The sequence below is a fragment of the Verrucomicrobiota bacterium genome (assembly GCA_037139415.1).
Classification (GTDB): domain Bacteria; phylum Verrucomicrobiota; class Verrucomicrobiia; order Limisphaerales; family Fontisphaeraceae; genus JBAXGN01.
Genome location: JBAXGN010000136.1, coordinates 1 through 23,141, shown reverse-complemented (window position 1 = coordinate 23,141; position 23,141 = coordinate 1). Strand labels below are relative to the sequence as shown.

The following is a 23,141-nucleotide window of genomic DNA, read 5'->3' as shown; positions in this document are numbered from 1 at the left end:
GAATTTCGCTCTTTGAACCCATGAACCTGGAAGTGAGGGTTCGTGGGGAGGGGTATGGAACCACCGACCCTGCCCACCTCGTATTTTTCGTAATGCACCAACGCGCTTGATGCAGCCCTGGGTCATTTTTGCGGTCGCCGGTTGCATTTTTCCACGGCATGGCGTATGGTAGTGGCGTGGATTGGCAGGAAACAGTTGCGTTGTTGCTGGTGGGCGTGGCGGCAACATGCTTGGGGTGGCGCTGGTGGCGCGGCCGCAAGGCATGTGGTTGCGGTTTATCATGCGGCATGGCCGCTGGCGGTCGCGCCCCCTCGCGGGAAAGTATGGTTTTTCAATCACGCAAAGGGGAGCCGGTTCAGGTGATTGTCAGGTCAAAATAATTCCAAGCGGTGAACCCGTGATCGGCAATTTATAAAATAAGGCGAAGATAACATGTATAAAGTCAGTTCAACCCTGCATTTTGCGAAAGGTTCGCAACGGGCTGCCAAACGCGAGACGGATGAAACGCACTGGGTGCCCAACACGGATGTGTACGTCACCGATAATGGACTGGTGGTCAAAGTGGAACTGGCTGGCATGCGGCGCGAGGACCTTGAGCTTACGGTGGAGAACAATCGGCTGCGGATTGCCGGTCATCGTCCGGACGGCTGTCGCTCGGGGAAATGTAATTTTCTGGTTATGGAGATTAATTACGGCCAATTTGAAAGCGTCATCGAAATGCCGCCCGGCTATGATTTGCACCGCGCCACGGCGGCATATCAGAATGGTTTCTTGCGCATTGATGTTCCGTCGGCCGGTCCGGCTGGCTGCCTGAATATTGAAATTTCTTCACCTGATGCGGAGCAATAACCAGGGAGAAAGGGGTTGGGCATGAGCGATACCGAATTCATCAGAATCCATGGCGTCACCCGGCTGGGCCAGGATGGCGGCGGCAAACCACCTGTCAAAACCGGTCCTGATATTCTGCCAGTCTTGGGACTTTCCGATATTGTGTTCTTCCCCGGCATGGTTGCGCCGTTGCTCGTTGAATTTGGCCCCAGCGTCAAACTCATTGATGACGTGGTGGGCGGAAACCGGCTGCTCGCGCTGGTGTTTCAACGCAAACCCGAGGCCGAAAACCCCACGCCCGCTGAATTGCATGGGGTTGGCTGTGTGGGTCGGGTGTTGAAGATGCTCAAATTTCCCGACAATACCGTGCGGGTGTTGGTCGAGGGGGTGCGCCGGGTTCGCTTGGTCGCCTACCCGGGATTGGAGCCTTATTTGCGTGCCGAGGTGGAAACCATCAAGGAGGTGGTCGAGGAGTCGGTGGAATTGGAAGCCATTGCCCGCAATGCGCAGGGTAAGTTTCAGGACATCTTGAAGCAATCGCCCGCCTTGGGTGAGCAGGTCAAGGTGGCTGCGCTCAATGCCAGCGATCCGGGAAATCTCTCGGACCTGATTGCGCCTAATTTGAACCTGAGTCTTGCTGAACGCCAGAACCTCCTGGAAACCGCCAATGTCAAAGACCGGTTGAACCACCTGTTGCCCTTCTTGCAACGGGAACTCGAAGTCCTGGCGGTCGGCACCAAAATTCAAAACGAGGTTGCCAACTCCATGTCGAAGTCCCAGCGGGATTTTTTCCTGCGGGAACAAATGCGCGCCATTCAGCGTGAATTGGGCGAGGCCGACCCGAATGCGGTGGAAATCACCCAATTGCGGGAACGCATTGAAAAAAGCAAACTGCCGGAAGACGTTCATAAAGCCGCCCTCAAGGAACTCGAACGGTTACAGCAGATGCCGCCAGCGGTGGCCGAGTACACGGTGTCCCGCAATTATCTGGATTGGGTTCTGGATTTGCCATGGAACCAGACCACCGAGGACAAGTTTGATCTTCACCAGGCGGAACAGTTGCTGGACCAGCAGCATTACGGGTTGCACAAGGTCAAGGAACGCCTGCTGGAATACCTTGCCGTGTTGCGCTTGCGACGCGGCATCAAAGGGCCCATCCTTTGCTTGGTGGGGCCGCCCGGCGTGGGAAAAACTTCGCTCGGCAAAAGTTTGGCCGAGGCCTTGGGGCGAAAATTTATTCGTATTTCCCTGGGAGGCATGCGGGATGAAGCGGAAATTCGCGGCCATCGCCGGACCTATGTCGGTGCCATGCCGGGCCGGATCATTCAGAGTCTGCGGCGGGTCGGTACGCGCAATCCGGTGATTTTGTTGGATGAACTGGACAAGGTGGGGGCTGATTTTCGCGGTGACCCCGCGGCTGCCCTCCTGGAAGTCCTTGATCCTGCCCAAAATAACACATTCACGGATAACTATCTCGATTTGCCGTTTGATCTTTCCCAAGTCTTGTTTCTCACTACCGCCAACTGGCTGGACCCCGTCCATGTCGCGTTGCGGGACCGACTCGAGGTGATTGAACTGCCCAGCTATACCGCCACCGAAAAGCTCGAAATCGCGTGTCGTCATTTGTTGCCGCGCCAGTTTGAAGAGCACGGTTTGCTGGCCCGGCAGGTTAAAATTCCCCGGGCTACCCTCCGCCAGGTGATTCGTGGGTACACGCGTGAAGCGGGCGTGCGCCAGTTGGAGCGGGAAATTGCCGCGCTGTTGCGCAAGGCAGCACGGCGCCTTGCGGACCAGTCAACCCCTGCGCCTGTTTCCCTGTTCACCAAAGACCTGGTGGAAATGTTGGGACAGCCCAAATTCCAGCCTGAAATTGCCGAAAAAATCACCTCCGCCGGCATTGCCATGGGGTTGGCCTGGACGCCGGTGGGTGGTGAAATTCTCTTCATTGAAGCCACCCGCATGCCCGGTACGGGTAGATTGATTCTCACCGGTTCCTTGGGCGAAGTGATGAAGGAAAGCGCGCAGACCGCGCATAGTTTCCTGCGCAGTCAGAGCAAAAAATTAAATATCGAATTTACGGACTACGATAAAACCGATATTCACATCCACGTCCCCGCCGGTGCCACACCCAAGGATGGGCCTAGCGCCGGTGCTACCATTGTGGTCGCGCTCGCTTCATTGTTGTCGAAACGATGCGTCCGCTCCGATGTCGCCCTGACGGGTGAAATCAGCCTGCGGGGGCGCGTCTTGCGCGTGGGCGGCATCAAGGAAAAGGTCATGGCGGCGGCGCGCTCGGGGGTGAAGTGCGTTATTTTGCCGGCGGAAAACCGTTCCGACTGGTCCGAAGTCCCCTTGGAGGTACGTCAGCGCATGAAGGTCCACTTTGCGCATCAAATTTCCGAACTGTTTCCGCTGGCGCTGCGCAAACAGTGACGCTGGACGTTGCCGAGGATTGCGATTCCCACTGGAATCGCAATCCTCGGCAACCGCTGGAGCGCCGGGTACGGTGGAATGTCATTTTTCATCTCGCCCAACCGATGTTCCACGAAGCCAGGCATCCTGTGGTCGGGATATTCCGCAAGCATTTGAACGGTTTCATTCGCCTGTTGCACCCTTGTCAATAATGGCTTATTGTTCACTAATAAGTCATTTGTAATGTGCCGTTTGGAACAAAAAGTACCTATGAGCACACTCATTACTTGGGTGTGCCTGTTATTATTTTCTGCCAACGCGACGTTCCCTGAGAGTTCTCCCTCTGCTCATAACTCATTGTCTGCCAACCCTTCGTTAGCAAATGGCCAGCCCAATTCTCGCGAGGCATATTCGGTAGGATTGTTGATTGACCGCGATCCACAATTGGGAACCGCCAGCTTTATTCAGTCGCAAACCGGGTTCTTGACGGATCCCCTCCGGCCCGCCCAAAATCCGGACGCACCGTCCCAGACAAGCCATGTCATCCCCAAACACCTGACCGATTACTTGGAACAACACCGGGATGCCTTGGGGCACGGGGCGGAAGCCTTGGCGGGGACCGCGTTACACACTGAATACCGCACGGCGCGTAATGGCCTGCATACCTTGATTTATCAGCAGGAAATATTGGGGCTTCAGGTGTTCGGTGCTCGTTTGTTGGCGCATGAAACGTACGCCAGCGAACTGGTCAATCTTTCCGATACCCTCCTCCCGGCGTTGGCGCAATCCGCCCCCAAGCAACTGCCCGAACCGGACCAGCCTGGGCTGATTTCCGCCGTCCACGCATTGTTGCTGGCGGCAAAAAACGCGGGCGATGAACTGGCGGAGGAGTGTACCATTGTTCCCGCAACTGACACCGCCGGGGTTTCCCGCCAGCAAATGCTGCGCGCTCCATTCCTTTTGGACGCGGCGCAAGTTCGCCTGGTCTGGCTGCCCCGCACGGCGACCACGATGCGTTTATGCTGGGAAGTCATTTTCACCAGCAAAGCCAGCCGGGAAATGTTCCGGTGCTGGGTGGATGCTGAAACCGGCGAAAACCTGAAACGCCAAAATCTGACGAGTCACCTGACCCCGGCGACGTACCGCGTTTACACCGGCCGCAGCCCCACCCCCATGATGCCGGGATGGAACATGCCGACCAATACCCAGCCTGATGAAGTGGCCCGTTCCCTCGTCACCTTGGTCGCGCTCAGCACGAATGCCTCGCCGGAGGGATGGATTCCCGACGGCATTTACGAGACCAAGGGAAATAACGTGGAGGCGCGCACGGACTGGGATGACAGCAATGATACCAACACGCTATGCGTCTTGAATACCAATCTGCTCTTTGATTTCCCCCTCTCGCTCTCCGACCATCCCACCAATTACGCCGAGGCCGCCACCGTCAATATGTTCTACTGGTGCAATTGGACGCATGACCAGCTTTATGAACTGGGTTTCACAGAGGCCACCGGCAACTTTCAGCGGCAAAACTTTGACCGTGGCGGCCTGGCAGGCGATCCGGTGATGGCTGACGCCCAGGATGGCGCCAACGATTTGGCGCACCATCAGAATGTGACCAGTTTCAGCACCCCACCCGATGGCCTGCCGCCCCGCCTGACCTTGAACTTGTTCACCGCCTCCAATCCCTATCGTGACAGCAGCCTGGATGCCGATACCATCATTCACGAGTATTGCCATGGCCTAAGCACCCGGCTGGTGGGTGGCGGTTTGGGCTTGGAGGGTATTCAGGCACAGGGGTTGGGCGAAGGCTGGTCGGATTTTTACGCCCTCGCACTGCTAAGCCGGGCGGAAGAAAGTCTGGATGGCAATTTTCCAGTAGCGGCTTATACCGGCATGAACCTGTATGGCATGACCAATAATTATTATTTTGGCCAGCGGCGTTATCCGTACTCGACCAATCTCAATGTGAATCCATTGACGTTCAAGGATATGGACCCGCGCCAGGCATCCAATCATTCGGGAATTCCCCGCAATGACACGCTGACCAGTCAGGCGGATGACATTCATAATGTTGGCGAAATCTGGTGTGCCACCCTGTGGGATTTACGCGCCAATCTCATTCAAAAATACGGCTTTACCAACGGCAATCACCTGGCCCTGCAACTCGTTACGGACGGGCTGCGGCTCGCGCCTCCCTCGCCGAATTTTCTCCAGGCCCGCGACGCCATCATCCAAGCGGAACGCGTGCTTACCGGTGGAACCAATCGCACAGAACTCTGGCGCGCGTTCGCACGGCGTGGCATGGGCCTGCACGCGCAATCCCCGGCCGCGCTGACGGCAGGTGGCGTGCGCGAGGATTTCACCATGGGTGACGATCTGCGGATATCGCCTTCAACGGATATGCTGGTAACAGGGCCAGCGGGAGGCCCATTCAAAATTCTCTCCAGCCATTACCAACTGATCAACGATGGCGTCACCAACCTTTCCTGGGTGGCGCAATGGGGGAACTTGCTGCAACCCTCATATACATCGGGTACCCTATCACCCGGCGATCCAGCCACCCTAGTTACCGTCATCCCCTCGGCCTATACGTTGGTACTGGCAGAGGGCAAATGCACCAACTCCATTACTTTTTCCAACGTCAGCACCGGTGTTATCCAATCGCGCAACGTGATCTTCGAGCTTGGCCAGCCGGCCGTATTGACTGAGCAATTTGCCAACGAGGCTTTTGACCTCGGCAACCTGACCCTGCTCTTTACTCCTGACCTTTCCGGTTTGGGCTATCAGGTTTATCGCGCTCCGGCCACGGCTTTTCCCACCGATCCCTCCGGCGGCACGGTAGCGCCCCTGGCCAATGACACCTATTACCCGATCACGCTGACCAACGATGCGTCGGTCGCGGTATATCTTTGCCGAACCCCCCAATTGTACCTATGCAGTGACGGGCATATCACCCTGCAACCAAACGGGAACACCAATGTGTTTTCATCATCCTTGGAGGAATATTTTGGTTCGCCGCGCGCCGCCGCTTTCTATGCGGACTTGGACCCCTCCCAAGGCGGTTCGGTGTCATACCTGCAATTGGAGGACCGCTTTGCCGCCACCTGGCTGGAAGTGCCGGAACACAACCGCACCAACAAAAACAGTTTCCAGATCGAACTGTTCTACGATGGCCGCATCCGCATGACCTGGCTAAGCATGGCGGGCAGGAATGCGCTGGTTGGGTTAACCCGTGGCACCGGCGTTCCCCTTGGTTTTGTGAACGGTGATCTCAATGCGGTTGAAATCCTGCCCAGTGCATTGTTGACCCTGAGTCTGCCCCCCAATTTGCGCGAGGGCGATGGCATCTTGACCAACCAGGCCTCCGTGACTCTGCCGCAACCGGTGTCCAGCAACGTGACCGTCTCCTTTTATTCAAGCACTCCTTCCAAACTGCTTGCCCCAAGCAACGTTGTCATCGAGGCGGGAACGACCAACGCCACGTTCAGCATTGAGGTGGTTGACAATGCGGATCTGGATGGCCCCCTCACCGTGCGCTTGGAAGCGCTGGTGCCCGGCCTTGCGATGGGCCGCACTCTGGTAACGGTTGAGGACAATGAATCCACCAACCTCGCGCTTACTCTGCCGACGCAAATCCGGGAAAACGACGGCGTGCTCACCAACGGTGGCCGGGTGGGTATCTCCGGCCCGCTGACCACCAATGTTTTCATTTCCATCACCTCGGGAGATACCAACCAGATTCAAGTTGCCACCAACGTGTTACTATCCGCCGGCCAGACCAACGCCTGGTTTACCTTTACCGTGGTGGATGACACGATTCTGGACGGCCCGCAACCCGCCAGCATCGCCGCCTCCGCAACAGGGTTTGGCACCGCTGTGGCTTCGTTTTTGGTGTTGGATAACGAATTCCCAGGCGTGCTGACCAATCTGTTTCGCGGCCCCACCGAATGGGGATTTTCCTGGCCGGTATTCGCTGATGGTTTTGTCCTGGAAAGCGCCCCCCGATTGCAGTCCAACGCCTGGTCCACTGTGACCAACCTCTCGCTGACCACCAACGGCAACTGGCTCGTAATTACGCTCCCCATCCTCCCAACCAATCAGTTTTTCCGCTTGCGCAAACCGCAGTAATCCCCTCCCCGCGTAGCCGTCGAGGTAAGGAGACGGACAATTCCGAAATCCGAATTCCGAAAATTTCTGGGTCCGTCTCCTTACCTCGACGGCTACAAATAACAGCACCTCACCGCATCAACGCCTGAATCGCTTCCGTGCGACCCAGGAGGTAGATGGGCGCGGTGTCCAGCCGTAGCGGGGTGCCGGTTGGGTGCGCGTTGCCCATGATGTCATAAGCGGTGATTCCCGCCGGTAGCTGAATCAACTTCTCCTTGCCCTGCTCGCACCAGGCGATGGCCACGCCCGAGGCTTGCCGCTGGAAGACGTAGCACCAGCAGCCACCCGTGGTGAGCTTTTCGACGAAGGCGTCCGGCGTGCCGAGCAACTGCGAGAGCGGCGCCATGGCCGGGTACATCTTGCGCGGCGCGCCGCCGTACTCAAAGAAAACCCCGCCCGCATCGGGGCCGTTGATCTCGCCGCAGGTGCCCGCGTGCAGGAAGATCTTGCGCATGCCGTGGGCGAAGGTGACCGCCGTGAACTTGACCAGGTATTCCGCCGCCGCGCGTTCCGTCTTCCACTTGCAACGGTTCATCGCGGAATCCCCCACGGTCTGCGGCACGGCGGGCGGATCGTCGTCGGCGTAGCAACCCATCTCCGTCATCCAGACGGGCCGGGGCCCGCCGTTGGCCCTCATTAGTTGCTCGAAGGCGGCGAATTCTTCATCGTGCGACTCCGCCGGGGCGGGCGGGGTGTAGAGGTGCATGTCGAAGATGTCCACCCAGCGCAGGCCGCCATGGGTGACGAATTGCCGGTTCCAATCGGCGGACGGCCCAAGGCCAATGCCGCCCACGACCTGGCACGCGGGGCTGACGGCCTTCACGGCGCGATACGCCACCTCCAAGTGGCGCACGTAATCCTCGATCTTGTATCCCTTGGTGGCCGGGAGCGAGTAGCTGGTGAAGAGCGGTTCGTTGAGGATGTGGATGGCTTTCACGCGCCCCTGGTAATGCCGGGTGGTGGTGGCGACGTAGTTGCTGAAGTCATTCAGGTCGCGCGGGGCGAACGCCAGCGGCAAGCGCAGCCGCGTGTAGGCATCCTTGGGCGGCTCACGGTCCTGGTCCGCCTGGTACGTCGAGGCCCAGCGGGAAGAGGGGAAGGGGAGCAGCAGCACCACGTTGCCCTGCACGTCCAGCACGCGTTGCACCTGCTCATCCGGCGCGCGGAAATCGAACTGGCCCTTGACCGGCTCCACCACGTGCCATTTGGCCGACCAATCCCGCCAGGTATTGATGCCCGCCAGGTGTGATCGTTGCACCAGGAATTGCCACGGGTACGCGTGGTTCATTCCCACCGGCGTCTCCTGCCTGGCGACCGGCTGGATGCGCGCGGCGCGCACGCGGTTGGAGCTGTTCCCCGCCAGCCAGGTCGCGCGGAAGAACCCCAAACGCTCCGCGGCGATGGGCGGCACGGCCCGTTGCGCGCCGGACTGCGCGGGGACCGCGAGCGTCAACGGCTGATTGGCCACGGGTTGATCAAAGAAATCCGTCGCCGTGAAGTTGCCGGCGACCGTCTGGGCGCTGGCGGCGTTGTTAAAGGCGCGCAGCGTGAACTGCAGCGCGGGCGCGGCCGGCGCACTGAAGATGTTCCCCGGCGCCTCCGTGGTGATGAACGACTCCACCGGTTCGCGCGGGGTGAACTCCGTGGCGTGTTCCCCGCGCTCCAACTGCACGGCGTCCACCCACAGCGTGGCGGCGTCCCGCTGCGAGGCGTCGAGGTCCAGCCCAACGGCGATAAAGCAGAACGGCTGCGTGGGCGTGAACGTGTATTCAAAGCGGCGCCACTGCGTCTCCGCGCGCACCTCGCGCGTCAGCACGCGGCCATCACTGGCGATTACCGCCAACTGGGCGGCCACCCGTTCCGCGTCCGCCCGCAGGAAGGCGGAGAGCGTCAGCTTTTCCCCCGGCTGCACCTTGAACCAACCCTGGTTGGCCGCCAGCGCCTGCCGCACGGGTCGGCGCGACGTCTCGAAATAATCAAAGTAATACACCGGCGCGCGTTCCGGGGAGAGCGCGATCTTCAGGCATTGTTTGCCATGCGCGCCGCCGGTGGTGTCGATTTCCCCTTCGAGCCGATACAAGTGATTGCCCCAACCGCCGGGTTCGCGATGCCAGCTCCCCCAGTTGGCCGTGCCGCACTCGAAACTCGCGTTCGGCACGAAGTTCTTGACGTGGTCGGTGGCAATTTGCGGGAACCGCTGCGGGCGGACCTCCGCCGTCTCCACCAGTTCCACGTCATCCAGCCAGAGCGTCCCCGTGGACTTGAACCAAAATTGCAGGCGGCTGGTTTTGGCCGGCAAACTCTCCTTGGCCCGGAACGCGAACTCGAACCGCTCCCATTCCGGCGTCACCTGCAACGATTCATCCAGCCCGACATTTTGCCACGGGCTCGTGCAGGTCAGCGCCACCGACACCGTGCCGTTCCGGATCCGCTCCCCCCGCGCCCAGAACGTCAGCCGGTACCATTGCCCCTGGCGGACGCCCACCTGGCCCACCTGGCAAACCATCGCGTGCGCCGAAGGGCTGTCCTGCCCCATCACCGAACACTCCAGCCGCGTGCAGCGCCCGCCATCCCGGCCGGCCTCCGTGCGTAACTGCTGGCGGACATCCGGCGAACCGGCGGCGGCCCAGGCGGCGGGCGCGCCGTTCAACTCCTGTTCAAACGAGGGATTGGCCACGAGGTTGGCGGGGCTGGCGGCGTATGCGGAGAGCGTAACCCACAGCAATCCACAAAGGATCCACGTCAGGGCAGAAAGGCGTTTCATCCCGGTACTCTACGCCTGGGGACCGGCATCTGGCAAAAATATTTTCTGGAGAATAATGGCATCCCTCCAGCAAGCGTTTACGCGATTCGTCTCCTTGCGTCACCCCTTGCGCAACCGACCGGTTTCGTGGCTGGACGCTTCCCCGCCGATGGTTGCTTTTTTGCAGGGTTTCCTTGCAAAAGGCCACGGTCTGGCATTGAATCAACCTCATTATGAGCACTGTAAAACAGACGAACCAGTTGCGCGCGGGAATTATCGGTACGGGCTTCATTGGTCCCGTGCATATCGAGGCGCTCCGCCGGCTTGGGGTGCAAGTCGTCGCCCTCAGTGATCTTCCCACCTTGGTACAAGCCGCCGCGGCGCGGCATGGCATCCCGCAGGCGTTTGGCGATTATCACGAGCTGCTGCGCTCGCCGGACGTGGATGTGGTGCATATCACCGCGCCGAATCGGTTCCATTGCGAGATGGCGCTCGCGGCCATCGCGGCGGGGAAGCACGTCATCTGCGAGAAGCCGCTCGCGATGAATACGCGTGAGACGGCCCGCATCACGGCGCTCGCGCAGCGTAGCGGCACCGTGTTCGCCGTGAATTACAACGTGCGCTTTTATCCCGCGGTGCTGCAACTGCGGCAACTGGTCGCGCAAGGCGAGCTGGGCGAGATCATTCACGTCAACGGCTCTTATATGCAGGATTGGCTCTTCAAGGACACGGATTACAATTGGCGGCTGCTGCCGCAGGAGGGCGGGAAGCTGCGCGCGGTGGCGGACATCGGCACGCACTGGATGGACACCGTTTCGTTCATCCTCGGCGCCAAAATTAAAGCGGTGCTGGCCGATCTCGGCACGTGGCACAAGACCCGCAAGCGTCCGCTGGGCGAAGTGCAGACGTTTGCCAAGGCGGATGCCGCGATGCGTTATGCCACGTATCCCGTGAAGACCGAGGACTTCGCCAGCGTGCTACTCCAGTTCGGCAACGGCGCGCGCGGCAACCTGGGCGTCTCGCAAGTGGCGGCGGGCCGCAAGAACTGCATCCGCCTGGAGATTTACGGCGCGAAGAAATCCGCGTGGTGGTGCTCCGAGGAACCGGAGATGCTGCACTTCGGCAATCGCGATGCCGCGAACGAAGTCGCGGTGCGCGCCACCCCGGCGTTCGGCAGCGGCGCGGCGGGCTACATGGATTATCCGCCCGGCCACGTCGAAGGCTTCCCGGACACCTTCAAGATGCTCTTCCGCTCGGTCTATGCCGCCATCGCAGCGGGGCAGGGCAGGGCGGGCCTGTTCGCGTCGGCGGCGGACGGCCATCAGGAAGTCGCCGTGTGCGAAGCCATCCTGAAGAGCAACCAGGCGAAAACCTGGGTGAAAGTGTGAAACGGTGGATTTAATTAAACCTAAAAAATCAAACTACTAAAAACCATGAAACTCGGATTCTTTACCGCCATCCTGGCCGATCAAAACCTCCAACAAGTGCTCGAATTTGCCGCGCAAAACCAATTCGCCTGCCTGGAAGTGGCCTGCTGGCCCGCAGGCAAGGCGGAGCGCAAGTTCGCCGGCGTCACGCACCTAGACGTCGCCGGGTTCACGCCGGCGCAGGCCGACGATGTCAACGCGCTATGCGCCAAGTATCAGATCAGCTTGAGCGCGCTCGGCTATTATCCGAACCCGTTGGACCCGGACCCGGTGGCCTCCAAAGTCGCCGTCGAGCATTTCAAAAAAGTCATCCTCGCCGCGGAAAAGCTCGGGCTGCAAAACGCGAACACCTTTGTGGGCCGCGATTGGACGAAGACCGTGGATGAGAACTGGCCGCGCTTCCTGAAAACCTGGAAGCCCATCATCGCCTTCGCCGAAGATCACGGCATCAAAGTCGGCATCGAAAATTGCCCGATGTCCTTCTCCCGCGACGAATGGCCGGGCGGCAAAAACCTCGCCACCTCGCCCGTCATCTGGCGGCGCATGTTCAACGACATTCCCTCCAAGCATTTCGGGTTGAACTACGATCCCTCGCATTTTGTGCTCCAGCGGATGGATCCCCTTAGCCCGCTGCGCGAATTCAAGGGCAAACTCTTCCATCTTCACGCCAAAGACATGCAGGTGCATCCGGAAAAGCTCAACGAAGTCGGCATCTTCGCCTTCCCGAAGGACTGGCATACGCCGCGCATCCCCGGCTTCGGGGAAATTGATTGGGCCCGCTTTCTGGCCGCGCTTTACGAGATCGGCTACGACGGCCCGCTCTGCATCGAAGTCGAGGACGACACGTTTGGCAAAACCCTCGCGGGCCGCCAGCGCGCGCTCACCGTGGCGCGGAACGTCCTGCAACCGTACTTTGAATAACCCATAAAATTATGAAATACACCTACGAACAGCTCGCCAAGATGATTGACCACTCGCTGCTGCACCCCACGATGACGGATGCGGACCTGGAGTGCGGCTGCCGGCTGGCGGCGAAGTACGGCGTCGCTTCCGTCTGCATCAAACCGTACGCCGTCAAGCGCGCCGTCGAACTGCTCCAGGGCAGCGGCGTGTACGTCGGCTGCGTCATCGGCTTTCCGCACGGCAACAGCGCCACCGAATCCAAACGCTACGAAACCCAGCTCGCCTGTCAGGACGGCGCGGTGGAGATTGACATGGTCGTCAACCTCGGCAAGGCCCTGAGCGGCGATTGGGAATACGTCGAGCGCGACATCCGCGCCGTCTGCGAGGAGGCGCACCAACACGGCGCGCGCGTGAAAGTCATCTTTGAAAACGATTACCTGGCCAACGGCGGCGCGGGCCTGGGCAGCGACGCCTTTAAAATCAAACTCTGCCAGATCAGCGAGCGCGCCGGGGCCGATTGGGTGAAGACCTCCACGGGCTACGGCTTCGTCAAAGGCGCGGACGGCAAATACAGCTACCAGGGGGCCACCGAGCACGATTTGAAGCTGATGCGCGCCAACTGCTCAGCCAAAGTGCAGGTGAAAGCCGCCGGCGGCGTGCGCGACCTGGATGGCCTGATCCTCGTGCGCGACCTCGGCGGCACCCGCTGCGGCGCGACCGCCACCGCCGCGATGCTCGAAGATTACAAACAGCGCGCGAACGCCGAAGCCGCCGGATCCTCGGCTGCCCCGGCAAAACCGGCGTTGGGCAAGGGCGGATATTGAATCAGCGAAACCTGAACGATAAGTTCAATGCGGAAGAATATCCAAGCGGTAATCCCGGCGTTGATTCTTCTCCTATTCACGGGAGGTTGCGCGTTAATTCCTATTCCGGTTTGGCGCACCCTTCCCGATTATCAAAGTGTTCAGGTTATTGACGATGCCACCCATGAGGTGCTTACCAATGCGCAGATTTCGATCCGCTATTATCGTAATACAAACTGGATTCTCGATTTTCCCGTCAGGATGGAAAACAAGATTGTGGAATATCATCACCCGAATGAAATTACCGTCTCCCGTCTGGAAAATGGCACTTTCAAAGTCACGATGATAACAAAAACCGCCTATATCAAGCCTTGGGGAATCGGGCCTTTGGGGACCTGTATCTATGATGATTATTGTGTCATTATTTCCGCCTTCGCAGAAGGCTATGACACTGTGTCAGTGACCTATTATCCGCCACACTACACCAAGTCCCGTAGATTTAGTCGCGAACATCCAGGGGAAGAGATGCACCCAGCCCGGCATTATCCGGAGCGCGGGCCAGAGGGAAATCTTAAGGTTTTCCTAAAGAAGCATCCGTAAATTCGAAGATCTATGAAAATGATCTATACTGCTCCCAGTGTCGTGCCTTGCGACATGATCAAAGGCATGTTGGAATCCAATGGCATTCCTTCCATGTTCAAGAATGAGCAGGGCTCCTCGAACGTCGGGGTGGGCTGGCCCATGCCCGGGTTCCCCTCCGTCGCCTGGGCCTGGCCGGAGCTGTGGGTGAATGACGAGGATTGCGACGCAGCCCTGGCCTTGGTGAAGGCCGCCGAACCGCCTCCGGCGGAGAACGAAGAACCGCCGCGCCTGCCCAGTGTCCCCGAGGCGTTTCAATAATCGCCCGGTGCGATTATGGCTGAAGAAAATGGCATGCCAACGAGTTTGAAGCTCAGCCGGATACTGTTTCTGCTTGGGCTGCCGTTCTTAATCTACCACGCCGTTGGGCATTATTGTATATGCGGCCATCTTGCTCATGATTTCGATTTTGTTTCCGGATTAGGGATTGATGTGGTTTGGGTTGTGCTGTTTGCTGGGGCTCTTGTTGCGAATCTGTTCGTGCCGGGGAAAAAGGGTCGGTTTTATCTCTGGTTTGCGCTCGGCACTTTGCTTTCGTCATTTTTAATTCCCATTTTGTTCATATTTCACGGTTATCGTCAGCTCAGAATTAACTCCAAGCGGGAATTCTATGTGAGCGAATAGTTCAGCCGCCGCGTCAGCGATCCATCAGCAAGAGGAAAGAGGTGAGACTTCCCCGAACCAACGAATTTCGCTATTTGAACCCATGAACCCGGAAGCGAGGGTTCGTGGGGAGAGGGTATGGAACTCCGGGAATTTCCCCACCGTCAAAATCCTCCGTACCGGCCTATTTATGTCTCCCCAAGTACACCCGCGCTCACGCAACTGGACGGAACAAATCCAAAGCGGTGTCGTCATCCGCCCCTCTCTCCCCAAGAGGTTGCCACCGCACTCCCAAATTTACCGCGCTACCATATTTGAGACTCGTTGCTCGTCACCTACTTTGCGGTTGGGCTTGATCCAGCCCTGCCTTTGTTAAGCTTAATACAAACCATTAGTGACGCTTAATGATATTCTTAAAAAATAGGATGCCTTATCATTTTTTACCCGAATTATACAAAAAGTGAACAGTCCTTGCCAAGAAATGGCAAGCCGCTGGCGGATAGTAGGTGGAAACTTGAGTTCGTGAACACCGAGAACGTAACGTGGAGTTTTGCAGACCGCCTGGTCAGGGCGGCGTTGCAACGTTGCGATACGTGGTTTTCCCGCGTCAGGAACGATGGCTGCCCTGCGGGCCGGATTGGTGTGGCAATGAGCGCCCCCAGTCGTTTGCCGCAGTTGACAGGTCTTCGGGTTGGTCAGAGCCCGTCGGCCAGTATGGCAATTTTTAGAGTTCACCAAATGAGGAGCCAAATATGGAAACATTCCAAATTCAAAGAACAATCAAGTATGAGGCCGACCGCGTAAAAGGTTTTGGTCGGGAAGTAATGTCGGTTCCCGGTTGTGAGGAACTGGAGCGCTGCATCCAATGCGGCACCTGCTCCGGGGTATGCCCCCTGAGCATCTACATGGATTATACGCCGCGCCAGGTGATGAACCTGACGCGTTCGGATTTCAAAAACGAGGTTCTCAAAAGCCATACCATCTGGCTCTGCGCTTCCTGTTACGCGTGTACGGTCGAATGTCCACAGGAGATTGGGATCACGGACATTATGTACGAACTCAAGCAACGGGCGATCAAGGAGGGCGTCTATCCCAAGAAATTCGCCATTCCCGTTCTGGCGCAGGAGTTTTATAAGATGGTCAAGGAGTACGGGCGCATCAGTGAAATGAAGTTGGTGCAGAAGCTCTTCCTCAAGACCAATCCGTTGGAAGGGCTCAAGATGTGGCGTCTGGGGATAGACCTGATGGCCAAACACGGCATCGGCGAAATGTTCAAGACCGAGACTGTCAAGGATCGGGCTGGCATCCAACGTATGCTGGATACCTTGGACCAGACCACCACCACCACTGCTACCACCAGTGCAAACAAACCCGTTAACCATTGATGCTTATGAAATATTCGTATTTTCCCGGTTGTTCGTTGAAAGGGCTGGGTAAAGCCTATGAAAAGTCCCTGTTGCCGGTCTTCAAGCAAATGGGGATTGAATTGGAGGAGTTGGACGATTGGAATTGTTGCGGTGCCACGGCCTATATGGCGGTGGATGAAGCCCATGCTTTCGTGATGGCTTCGCGCAACTTGGCCTTGGCCGAAAAGGCCGGACACAAGGAACTATTGGCCCCGTGCAGCGCCTGTTATCTGGTGCTGAATAAAACCAAGAAGTATCTCAAAGCGTCACCCAAAACGAACGCGCAAATTCAGACGGCCTTGAAGAGCGCGAACTTGACCTATAGCGGCAATGTGCCGGTCCGACATCCCATTGATGTGCTCATCAATGATGTGGGGTTGGACGCCATCAAACGCCTGGTCAAGCAGCCGCTCAAAGGGCTTAAAGTTGCCCCGTACTACGGCTGCCAAATTGTCCGGCCTTACTGCGACTTTGATAACCAGCGCAACCCGGTCACCATGGATAAACTACTGGAGGCTCTTGGTGCCACGGTGGTCTATTACCCGCTCAAGACCAAGTGTTGCGGCGGCAGTCTCACCGGCACTCTGCCGGAAGCTGGCGTACGCCTGAGCTACATCCTGCTCAAGGAAGCCATCAAACGCGGCGCCAACTGCATTGCCACGGTCTGCCCGCTCTGCCAATTCAACCTGGACGGCTATCATCACCAGATCGAACAGAAATTTGAATCGGTGCGGATTCCCACGGTCTATTTCACGCAACTGATGGGATTGGCCTTCGGTTTGTCGGCGGACGAGGTGGGGCTGGGCCATTGCATGGTGCCCTTTAACTGGACGGCGGGGCAACCCGTTACCGTTTGAAATTCGCATAACCCTGTAATTTGAAAGGCAGTCACATGAGCGAATCGAAAAAGGATATCCGGATAGGTTTTTACGTCTGTCATTGCGGGCATAACATCGCCAGTATGGTGGATTGTGCCGAGGTGGCCAAGTATGTAGAGAAGCTGCCCAACGTGGTGCTCTCCCGCGACTATAAATACATGTGTTCCGATCCTGGCCAGGAACTCATTCAGATGGACATCAAGGAGCACAAACTCAACCGCGTGGTGGTGGCCTCCTGCTCGCCGCTGCTGCATGAGCACACCTTCCGTGGTGCCACCGAGGCTGGTGGGTTGAATCCGTTCTTCTTCCACATGGTCAACATCCGCGAGCATAACTCGTGGGTGCATACGGATCGCAAGGAAGCCACGGAAAAAGCCAAGGCCCTGGCCCAGGCCGCGATCAACCGCGTCGCGTTCCACAAGGCGCTGGAAACCAAGCGGGTCAGCGTCAACCCCGCCGCACTGGTGGTTGGCGGCGGGATCGCCGGCATTCACTCTGCGATGACGCTGGCCAATGCCGGCAAAAAAGTATTTCTGGTTGAGCGCGAGCCCACAATTGGCGGGCACATGGCCAAGTTTGACAAGACCTTCCCAACCCTGGATTGCGCGGCGTGCATTCTCACGCCGAAGATGTCCGAGGTGGGCAATCATCCCAACATTACCTTGATGACCTATTCCGAGGTGACGAAGGTGGATGGTTACGTGGGAAATTTCACGGTCACCGTGAAGCGCAAGCCGCGTTACATCATTGAAGATTTGTGCATCGGCTGCCAGGACTGCATTCCCGCCTGTGTGTACAAGGAACCCAAGTTCACCGATGAATTCAACGAGGGGCTCGGCAAGCGCAAGCCGGTTTATATTCCTTTCCCGCAGGCTACGCCGCAAGTGGTGGTTATTGATCCCGAGACCTGTTTGAACCTGAAGATGGGCAAGTGCAAAAAGACATGCGTGGAAGCCTGTGGCGATAAGAAGGCCATTGATTTCACCCAGAAGGAAACCTTTGAGGAAATCAAGGTTGGCACGATGATCGTGGCGACCGGTTTCAAGACCTTTGATGCCGAACGGTTGCCGCAATTTGGATACGGTATTCATAAGAACGTCTATACCGCGCTGGAAGTTGAACGTTTGGTCAATGCCTCCGGCCCGACCGGCGGCGAGGTGATCTGCCGCGATGGACGGCATCCGAAATCCGTGGGTATCATTCATTGTGTCGGCTCACGCGATAAGACCACCAACCGCTGGTGTTCGCGCGTGTGCTGCATGTACTCGATGAAGCTGGCCCACCTGATCAAGGAGCATACCGAAGCCGAAGTGTACAACTTCTACATTGATATGCGCTGCCCGGGCAAAGGCTACGAGGAGTTTTATGATAAGCTGCTTTCCGAGGGCGTGCATTTTATTCGCGGTCGCGTGGGCGAAGTCACCGATTGGGCGATGACGCCGGAAGAAGAGGGTAAGCTGGTCCTGCGCGTGGAGGATACGCTGGCCGGGTTCGTCCGCCGTATTCCAGTGGATATGGTGGTGCTGGCCACCGGGCTGGAGCCACAAACGGATGCCCAAGATGTCCGCCGCATGTTCAACATGAGCTGTGGCAGCGAAGGGTTCTTCCTGGAACGCCATCCGAAATTGGCACCGGTGAACACCTTCACCGATGGCATTTTCCTGGCTGGTTGCTGTCAGGGGCCGAAGGATATTCCAGATACCGTGGCCCAGGCCGGTGCTGCTGCTGCCGAAGCCATGGTGCTCATTGACACCGGTTACGTGGAGCAGGAACCGAACACCGCGTTCATTGTGGAGACCGAGTGTTGCGGTTGTAAATCATGCATCCCGCTGTGTCCGTACACGGCCATCACGTTTGATGGCACGACCATGAAGGCAACGGTCAATGAGGCGCTGTGCAAGGGTTGCGGCACATGTGTCGCCTCCTGTCCGTCGGGCTCGATCGTGCAGAACTTGTTCGAGGATGATGAAGTGTTCAGTGAAATTGAAGGAATTCTGGCTTATGAGTAACGAGAATTGGAAACCGCGCATTGTGGCCTTTTTCTGCAACTGGTGTACGTACACCGCCGCAGACTTGGCCGGGGTATCACGCATGAAATACGCGGCGAACATCCGCGTCATCCGCCTGATGTGTTCGGGCCGGGTGGACCCACAGTTTATCCTGGACGCCTTTTCCAAAGGCGCGGACGCCGTATTGATCGGTGGTTGCCATCCCAATGATTGCCATTACGTCGAGGGCAATTACAAGATGCTCAGGCGGTTTCGCCTGCTGCGGCGCATGCTCATGGATATGGGCATCGAGGAAAAACGGTTTCGCTTGGAGTGGATCTCCGCCGCCGAAGGCGAAAAGGTCAAGCGGGTGGTCAACGAAATGGTCAAGGAAGTGACCGAGCTGGGGCCGTTGCAAATGCCGCAAAAATTTGACGAATGGGACAAGGAGATGGACCAGCTCCAGGCACACGTCAACCAAACAACGCCGCCGGTGGAAGCCGTGCTGGCCAAATAATGGAAATTTAGAGCCTATGTCAAAACCCAAGGTAGCATTTTACTGGTGCGCGTCCTGCGGCGGCTGTGAAGAAACCGTCGTGGACCTCGCGGAAGACATTCTGGGCGTCGTGGAGAAGGTGGACATCATCCTGTGGCCGGTGGCCATGGATTTCAAATACAAGGATGTGGAAGCCATGCCCGATAAGTCCATCACCGCCACGCTGCTCAATGGCGCCATCCGTTCCTCCGAGCAGGAGGAAATGGCCCATCTGCTGCGCCGCAAGAGTCAATTCCTGATTGCCTATGGTTCGTGCGCGCACACCGGCGGCATTCCGGCGCTGGCCAATCAGTTCCCGCGCGAACAACTCCTGAAGTTCAGCTATGAGGATTCACCTACCACGGTGAACGACAAGAAGGTGCGCCCGCAATTATCCTTTACCGAGGAGGGTCGCACGGTTCATCTGCCGGAATTGCATAACGTGGTGCGCAGCCTCGATCAGGTCGTGGACGTGGACTATTATGTGCCCGGTTGCCCGCCGACGCCGAACATCACCCGCATGGCCATCACGGCGCTGCTCGAAGGCAAGCTGCCGCCCAAAGGTTCGGTGATCGCGCCGGACATCGCCCTGTGCGATGAATGCTCGCGCAAAGCCACCAAGCCGGTGGATCTTGCTTATACCGAGTTCAAGCGCCCCCACGAAAAACTGCTCGATCCCGAGAAATGTTTCCTGACCCAAGGCGTGGTTTGCATGGGGCCCGCCACCCGCAGTGGTTGCGGCGCGCAATGCACTACCGGCAACATGCCCTGCACCGGTTGTTTCGGTCCCACGTCCCGCGTCCACGATCAAGGCGCCAAGATTCTATCTTCCATCTGCGCCAATATCAGTCCCAAGGAAGACGATGCCATTGACAAGGTGTTGGAAGGCATTCCCGATCCGGTGGGAACGTTCTACCGGTATGGATTGGCCAAGAGTCTCTTGCGCCGCAAAGTCAACCTGCCCATGACCCGTTCAGCCCAATAGTGGAAAGGATTTCTGCCCATGAATAACGAAGTAAAACAAGTTTGGAACCAGGGGAATGCGCAAGCCAATGCCTCTTATCAGGCCAAGAAGCGCAATATCACCATTGACCCCATCACCCGCCTGGAAGGTCACGGCAAGATTGACATCTTCCTGAACGACAAGGGCAACGTCGAGCGCGCCTATTTCCAGGTGCCCGAGCTGCGCGGCTTTGAAGTCTTCAGCATCGGGCGTCCGTCGGAGGATATGCCGCAAATCACCAGCCGCATCTGCGGCGTCTGCCCCACCGCCCATCACATGGCGGCCACCAAGGCGCTGGATGATTTGTACAAGACGGAACCCACCTCCGCCGGTCGCAAGATCCGCGAGCTGGTCTATAATACCTTCACCCTGGAAGATCACGCGCTGCACGTGTTCGTGCTGGGCGGTCCCGACTTCATTGTTGGGCCCGAAGCGCCCAAGGAATTGCGCAACATCGTCGGCGTGATTGGCAAAGTCGGCCTGGATGCCGGCAAGAAAGTTATTTCCACGCGCCGGCGTTTGCGGGAACTGATCACCTATTTTGGCGGCAAAGTGGTACACCCGGTGTTGGGCCTGCCCGGCGGCGTCTCCAAGGCGCTCAAGGCGGAGGATTTGCCCAAGTTCAAGGAACTGTGCCGGGACGGCCTCGAGTTTGCCACCTGGACCTTGCAGGTGTTCCGGGACATTGTGCTGAAGAACCCCGAGTACGTGAAGATGATCACCTCGGAGGCGTACACCCATAAGACCTGTTACATGGGAATGGTGGACGAACAGAACAAGGTCAACTTCTACGATGGCAAATTGCGCGTCGTGGATTGCAATGGCAAGGAAGTCTGCAAGTTCACCGCCCAGCAATACAAGGAATTTGTTGCCGAACACGTCGAGCCGTGGAGCTACATGAAGTTCACCTACCTGAAATCGCGCGGTTGGACGGGCTTCTCCGAGGGCGAAAACACCGGCGTGTACGCGGTGGGCCCTTTGGCCCGCTTGAACGCTGCCGATGGCATGGCTACGCCGCTCGCCCAAAAGGCGTATGAGGAATTCTACCAGACCCTCGGTGGCAAACCGGTGCATCACACTCTGGCCACCCATTGGGCACGCGTCATTGAAATGATCTACGCGGCGGAACGCATGGAGCAGTTGATCAACGATCCCGAGATCATCAGCCCCGACGTCCGCAAAGTGCCCACCAACATCCCGGCCGTGGGCATGGGCGTGGTGGAAGCCCCGCGCGGCACCTTGTTCCATCACTACGAAACCGATGCGCGCGGCATTATCAAAATGGCCAACATGATTGTCGCCACCACCAACAACGCCGCGCGCATTGCGATGAGCGTTGAGCGGGCGGCCATGGGCCTGATCAAGGATGGCAACGTCACGGAAGGTTTGTTGAACAAAGTGGAAATGGCTTTCCGCGCCTACGATCCTTGCCTGGGCTGCGCCACGCACTCGCTGCCTGGCCACATGCCCTTGCAGGCGAACATCTACAACGCCGAGCGCAAGCTGGTCCAACAATTGGAGCAGCATTAACTGCCCGCGCCCGCCGCTTTCCTAACCGCACAGTTAGGACGCGTCCTTGCCAGGTTCTGAGTCCAACACCTCCGGGTGGCCGAGGCGTTTGCTCTCGGCGGAATACCAAGTGAAATCTGGAGTGGGCTTTGGCATTGTCAGCAGATCCTCAGCCGTAACTATTCAGTTGCAAAATTGGTCACTGTTTGGAAGTGACTGATGGATGTAATATAACGCATCAAATCACGCGGAACAATCCGGTCACCAAACAGTGACCGAATTCATTAAACTCAAAACTTCGCAAGAAACCATCCAAATCGGTTTCACGGACCAAAAAGTCAGCGGGCGGGCCGGACTGCTGACCTTTGCCGGCTTTCTCCAGTGGCACCGTTATGGGGAGCTATTGGCCAAGGTCTTGCCGCACCGGCGTAAAAGCAAGCAGGCCATACCGGTAGCGGATCTGGCGGTGGGGTTTCAAACCGGCATTCTGGCCGGGGCCGAAAAGCTGTCGCAAGTGGCCCATTTGCGCAAGGATGTCATGTTGCCCACGCTCCTGGACATCCAATGCATTGGCAGCCAGTCAAGCTACACGCGGTTCTTTCAAGGTTTTGCTAGCGCGGGTAAAAACCTGGCCACCTTCCGGCCCCTGTGGCGCTGGTGCCAGGAACGGTTGCCCAGCCGGCCGGGCGGCTATGCCCTGGATTTGGATTCGACGCGGCTGCTGCACGAGGATGGGCATCAGGAAGGGGTGGCGACCGGCTATACGCGCCTGGGCAGCAAGCCCTGCTTGCATCCGCTGCTGGCGGTGTTGGAGGAAGCCAAGGTGGTCGTGAGGTTTTGGTTGCGCTCGGGCAATGCCAGTTGTGCCAACAACGTCGTGGCCTTCACACTGGACTTGCTGGCCAACCAACCCAGTTGGATTCACTTGCGCTTGGTGCGGGCTGATTCGGGTTTTTGCCTGCCCGAATGGCTGGCGCTGCTGGAACAACAGAAGTTACCTTACATTGTGGTGGCCAAACTGCGCCAGCCGGTGCAGCGGTTGCTCAAACAAGACCTGCTCTGGACGCCCACCGAGGTGGCCGGCACCGAAGCCGCCGAGGTGTGGCATCAGGAGGTCAATTGGCCGCAACCCCGGCGGGTGATTCTGTTGCGGCATCGGATCGCCGAGAAGCAGGCGGCGGGACAACGTACGGGCGGCAAAACGCTGGTGGACTGCCCCGGCTAGGACCGCGAATCACGCTAACCTATCTTTCGACACTGGCGGCATTTTTTTTGAAGGAACGATGGATTCATT

17 protein-coding genes are annotated in these 23,141 nt (G+C 58.0%); 16 read left to right on the top strand and 1 reads right to left on the bottom strand.

Annotated elements, in window-relative coordinates:
- Positions 1-432: 432 nt before the first annotated feature.
- From WCO56_20775 to WCO56_20765, 3 genes are all read left to right on the top strand, one after another.
- Positions 433-849, top strand: a complete 417-nt coding sequence (locus WCO56_20775) for an Hsp20/alpha crystallin family protein (protein MEI7732021.1) — start codon at positions 433-435, stop codon at positions 847-849.
- Positions 850-870: 21 nt separating this feature from the next.
- Positions 871-3,261 (top strand): endopeptidase La, encoded by a 2,391-nt coding sequence (lon, locus tag WCO56_20770; protein ID MEI7732020.1) that lies wholly within the window; start codon positions 871-873, stop codon positions 3,259-3,261.
- 249 nt (positions 3,262-3,510) lie between these two features.
- Positions 3,511-7,371: a M36 family metallopeptidase gene (locus tag WCO56_20765; protein MEI7732019.1), complete on the top strand. Its 3,861-nt coding sequence runs from the start codon at positions 3,511-3,513 to the stop codon at positions 7,369-7,371.
- A 109-nt stretch (positions 7,372-7,480) separates the two neighbouring features.
- Here WCO56_20765 and WCO56_20760 read toward each other — a convergent pair whose 3' ends face one another.
- Positions 7,481-10,174, bottom strand: coding sequence for a glycosyl hydrolase (locus tag WCO56_20760; GenBank protein MEI7732018.1), 2,694 nt, complete (start codon positions 10,172-10,174; stop codon positions 7,481-7,483).
- 212 nt (positions 10,175-10,386) lie between these two features.
- Here WCO56_20760 and WCO56_20755 point away from each other — a divergent pair, with 212 nt between their 5' ends.
- From WCO56_20755 to WCO56_20695, 13 genes are all read left to right on the top strand, one after another.
- Positions 10,387-11,541 carry a Gfo/Idh/MocA family oxidoreductase gene (locus tag WCO56_20755; GenBank protein MEI7732017.1) on the top strand — a complete coding sequence of 385 codons (1,155 nt, stop codon included), beginning with the start codon at positions 10,387-10,389 and terminating at the stop codon, positions 11,539-11,541.
- A 45-nt stretch (positions 11,542-11,586) separates the two neighbouring features.
- Positions 11,587-12,501, top strand: coding sequence for a sugar phosphate isomerase/epimerase (locus WCO56_20750; protein ID MEI7732016.1), 915 nt, complete (start codon positions 11,587-11,589; stop codon positions 12,499-12,501).
- 11 nt (positions 12,502-12,512) lie between these two features.
- Positions 12,513-13,307, top strand: a complete 795-nt coding sequence (gene deoC, locus WCO56_20745; GenBank protein ID MEI7732015.1) for a deoxyribose-phosphate aldolase — start codon at positions 12,513-12,515, stop codon at positions 13,305-13,307.
- A 27-nt stretch (positions 13,308-13,334) separates the two neighbouring features.
- A complete protein-coding gene (locus WCO56_20740) occupies positions 13,335-13,886 on the top strand; it encodes a hypothetical protein (GenBank protein MEI7732014.1) in 552 nt (183 codons plus the stop codon).
- 12 nt (positions 13,887-13,898) lie between these two features.
- Positions 13,899-14,186, top strand: a complete 288-nt coding sequence (locus tag WCO56_20735; protein ID MEI7732013.1) for a DUF2007 domain-containing protein — start codon at positions 13,899-13,901, stop codon at positions 14,184-14,186.
- Positions 14,187-14,201: 15 nt separating this feature from the next.
- On the top strand, positions 14,202-14,549 hold the full coding sequence (locus WCO56_20730; protein ID MEI7732012.1) for a hypothetical protein: 348 nt from the start codon (positions 14,202-14,204) through the stop codon (positions 14,547-14,549).
- A 731-nt stretch (positions 14,550-15,280) separates the two neighbouring features.
- Positions 15,281-15,913 carry a 4Fe-4S dicluster domain-containing protein gene (locus tag WCO56_20725; GenBank protein MEI7732011.1) on the top strand — a complete coding sequence of 211 codons (633 nt, stop codon included), beginning with the start codon at positions 15,281-15,283 and terminating at the stop codon, positions 15,911-15,913.
- Between the two features lie 5 nt (positions 15,914-15,918).
- Positions 15,919-16,791: a CoB--CoM heterodisulfide reductase iron-sulfur subunit B family protein gene (locus WCO56_20720; protein ID MEI7732010.1), complete on the top strand. Its 873-nt coding sequence runs from the start codon at positions 15,919-15,921 to the stop codon at positions 16,789-16,791.
- Between the two features lie 35 nt (positions 16,792-16,826).
- Positions 16,827-18,821 (top strand): CoB--CoM heterodisulfide reductase iron-sulfur subunit A family protein, encoded by a 1,995-nt coding sequence (locus WCO56_20715; GenBank protein ID MEI7732009.1) that lies wholly within the window; start codon positions 16,827-16,829, stop codon positions 18,819-18,821.
- Positions 18,814-19,317 carry a hydrogenase iron-sulfur subunit gene (locus WCO56_20710; GenBank protein MEI7732008.1) on the top strand — a complete coding sequence of 168 codons (504 nt, stop codon included), beginning with the start codon at positions 18,814-18,816 and terminating at the stop codon, positions 19,315-19,317. Before WCO56_20715 ends, WCO56_20710 begins: the two co-directional genes overlap by 8 nt.
- A gap of 16 nt (positions 19,318-19,333) precedes the next feature.
- Positions 19,334-20,320 carry an oxidoreductase gene (locus WCO56_20705; GenBank protein MEI7732007.1) on the top strand — a complete coding sequence of 329 codons (987 nt, stop codon included), beginning with the start codon at positions 19,334-19,336 and terminating at the stop codon, positions 20,318-20,320.
- An 18-nt stretch (positions 20,321-20,338) separates the two neighbouring features.
- The gene (locus WCO56_20700; GenBank protein MEI7732006.1) at positions 20,339-21,868 is read left to right on the top strand and encodes a Ni/Fe hydrogenase subunit alpha; all 1,530 of its coding nucleotides are present in this window, start codon (positions 20,339-20,341) and stop codon (positions 21,866-21,868) included.
- A 250-nt stretch (positions 21,869-22,118) separates the two neighbouring features.
- Positions 22,119-23,072, top strand: a complete 954-nt coding sequence (locus WCO56_20695) for a transposase (GenBank protein MEI7732005.1) — start codon at positions 22,119-22,121, stop codon at positions 23,070-23,072.
- Positions 23,073-23,141: the final 69 nt, after the last annotated feature.